This is a genomic window from Nonomuraea maritima (assembly GCF_900100395.1).
Classification (GTDB): Bacteria; Actinomycetota; Actinomycetes; order Streptosporangiales; family Streptosporangiaceae; genus Nonomuraea; species Nonomuraea maritima.
The window spans coordinates 1-2,887 of sequence record NZ_FNFB01000069.1 but is presented as its reverse complement, the minus strand read 5'-3'; the positions used below and the strand labels follow the sequence as shown (position 1 = coordinate 2,887).

Annotated in this window: 3 protein-coding genes; 2 read left to right on the top strand and 1 reads right to left on the bottom strand. The window is 64.5% G+C overall.

Annotated elements, in window-relative coordinates; genetic code table 11:
• On the top strand, positions 1-579 hold a 579-nt coding region (locus tag BLR04_RS39300), incomplete at its 5' end, for an ISAs1 family transposase (protein ID WP_143022456.1).
• A gap of 57 nt (positions 580-636) precedes the next feature.
• On the opposite strand, the gene BLR04_RS39295 is transcribed toward BLR04_RS39300, so the two are convergent.
• On the bottom strand, positions 637-924 hold the full coding sequence (locus tag BLR04_RS39295; protein WP_090774271.1) for a putative quinol monooxygenase: 288 nt from the start codon (positions 922-924) through the stop codon (positions 637-639).
• Positions 925-1,348: 424 nt separating this feature from the next.
• On the opposite strand from BLR04_RS39295, the gene BLR04_RS39290 reads away from it, so the two are divergent.
• Positions 1,349-2,518 (top strand): WD40 repeat domain-containing protein, encoded by a 1,170-nt coding sequence (locus tag BLR04_RS39290; protein WP_090774269.1) that lies wholly within the window; start codon positions 1,349-1,351, stop codon positions 2,516-2,518.
• Positions 2,519-2,887: the final 369 nt, after the last annotated feature.

The following is a 2,887-nucleotide window of genomic DNA, read 5'->3' as shown; positions in this document are numbered from 1 at the left end:
CACTTTCCTCTCATCAAGTGGCACAAGAATCCAGAAATCCACCTCCACTCAACGCGGGGCACACCAGAGTCTCCACGAAACCCGGCGCAGTTCAGCCGGCTCAAGGCCCTGCCCTGGCGCGAGGCGATCCTCAACGACCGCACCGACGAAACCGGGCACGGCCGCCGTGAGATCCGCCGCATGAAGATCTGCACGGTCCGCCCGGGACTGCCCTTCCCACACGCCGCCCAGGCGATCCAGGTCAAACGCCGCCGCACCGACCACCGCACCGGCAAAACCACCATCGTGACGATCTACGCCATCACCAGCCTCCCACCGGGCCGGACCACTCACGCCCAGCTCGCCGCGCTGATCCGCGGGCACTGGAGCATCGAAGCCCTGCATCACATCCGCGACGTCACCTACCGCGAGGACGCCTCCCGAGTCCGGACGGGCACCGTACCCCGGATCATGGCCAGCCTCCGCAACCTGGCCATTGGCCTAACCCGCCTGATCGGGTGGACCAACATCGCCACCGCCACCGACCACTACCGCAGCCACCCCGCCGACGGTCTTCAACTCCTTGGTCTCAGCAGGTGAGAACACATGAGGGCCATCGGTCGTGATGCCTCCGGCGAGTTGGCGCCCGCACGCGGTTCAGGTCAGCGAGCGCACGCCCGCGACGTCGTACTCGGCCACCGAGGCGGCGAGTATCGCAGCGCGTTGCGTGTCGCCAGGGCCGCTGCCGCGGAACGCCTCGACGGCCGTCTGCGACTCCCAGTGCTCGAAGATGTTGATACGGCGGACATCCACCAGGTCCGCACTGATAGCGAAGTCAAGGCAGCCGGGTGCGCGGCGAGCCAGCTCAATGACGCCCACGCAGTCCGCGAGATAGCGCTCGCGCTGCTGCGGGTCGACGACGATATGGCCCGTGACGATTACCACGTGCTGCTCCTCTTCCGAGTCCGAACTGATGGTTGTGGGCTATGACCGTCGACCGGGCAGAAACTCATCGGTACGCGCACGACGAACGTGACGATCCTGCGCCGCGCCGGCCAGCCCCGCTGAGATGAGAGCATTCTTGCTTGGCCGCATGCCCAGGTGGACCATGGGCCGCTACCCCGCACATCCCGGCCACCGTCTTCAACCCCCGGATCTCACCACGTGAGAACGCTTCAGCCCTGCATTCGTGGTACCGGCTGGAAGCCCCGGCCAGATCACTACCACACGTCCGTTTCTCAGAGTCGTTCCTGCGCAGGCTGTGTTGCAGCGACAGCTCTTTCGGAACGGGGATCCCGGCCGCTACAGTGACGCCTGCCCATGATCACGATCATGACGCCCGGGGCAGAACGTCTGAAAGGACGAGGAGATGGCGCAACGTGCAGTAAGGGCGGGTGCCGGACCGCTGGCGGTCGCGCTGGGGCTCCTGATAACCACATGCTGGTACACGCCTGCGGTGAAGGCGACGCCGATCGCCCACGCTAGCCAGCCCGCCAAACCAGCATCCCCTGCGGGTACTCCACCCTTCGGAAGTGAGCTGCGCGGACCGTTAAAAGGCCACACACGCGGCATCAGCGCGCTGGCGATCGGCGAGCGCAGCGACGGCACCCGAGTAGTCGTCTCTGCCGGCTTCGACAAGACACTGCGGGTGTGGAGCCTCGACACGGGCAAGCCGCTCGGCAAACCCATCACTGGCCATCAGCGCCCGGCGTACGACGTGGCGATCGGTGAGCGCAGCAACGGCACTCCCGTCATCGTCTCTGGGGGCGAGGACGGCACCGTACGAATCTGGAATCTCGACACCGGCCGACCTTTAGGTAAACCACTCAGAACCGGGCACACTTTCGTCCACGCGGTTGCCGTGGGGAAACGCAGCGATGGCACGCCGGTCATCATTTCCAGCGGCGACGGAAATAAGATGATGGCGATCCACATGTGGAACCTGGATACCGGCAAGCTCATCGGCAAGCCATGGTGGGGGCACTATTCCACAGTCATGGACATCGAAGTCACCAAACGCGCAGACGGGACGCCCGTTTTTGTGACCGGCAGCACTGACGCACGGATGCGGATCTGGAATCTCGACACGCGTAAACCCATCGGCAAGCCTCTCAACACCTGCTTTACCTGCATGGTGTACGGGATGGCGATCGCGAAGCGCAGCGATGGTCAGCGCGTGGTGATCTCGGCAGAGGTCCCAAACTTCCCGCTGGACGAGGGAAGCCCGCCAGCGACGCTGCGCATTTGGAGCCTGGAGTCGGGCCGGCCCCTCGGGGAGCCTCTGACACATGAAGGAGACGCCCGTCACGCCTCCGTCGTGACGACCAAGGACGGTGACGGCACGCCGGTCATCGTCTCGGGTGGCACCGATCGCAACCTGGTGGTGCGCGACCTCGACACTGGCCAACCCCTTAGCGGCCCCTTCACTGGTCATACCGACAACATCAGTGCCCTAGCGGTGGGCACACGCGAGGACGGAATCCCCGTGGTCGTCTCCGGCAGCCTCGACGCCACAATCCGGATGTGGAGTCTCGCCTGAGCAGGCCACCACGGACACCTTCTCTCCGGAAGAGCAATCTTGAGCGCGTTCCTGAGATGCCCGGTCAGGGTGATTGTTGACGTCAGGTGGGTCCCCCTCAGGAGATGTGGCGGGTCAGGCTGGCGATGTGGCCCTTTTACCGACCCCAACGGAGACTCGGCCGCATCAACGGCGCTGGCGATCGGGACCTCGCGCACCTCTTCCCATTTAGGGTCAGCCCGCGCCGGCTCAGCTTCAGAGTCGTGTCCGACGACATGCTCAACTGCGCATCGCTGTGTCTTGGCTCACTTGATGCTTGACGCTTTGGCATCGGATGATGCTTGACACTCCTAGCCGATCTTTCGCCTCTTAGTATGCGCTGTGGATTTG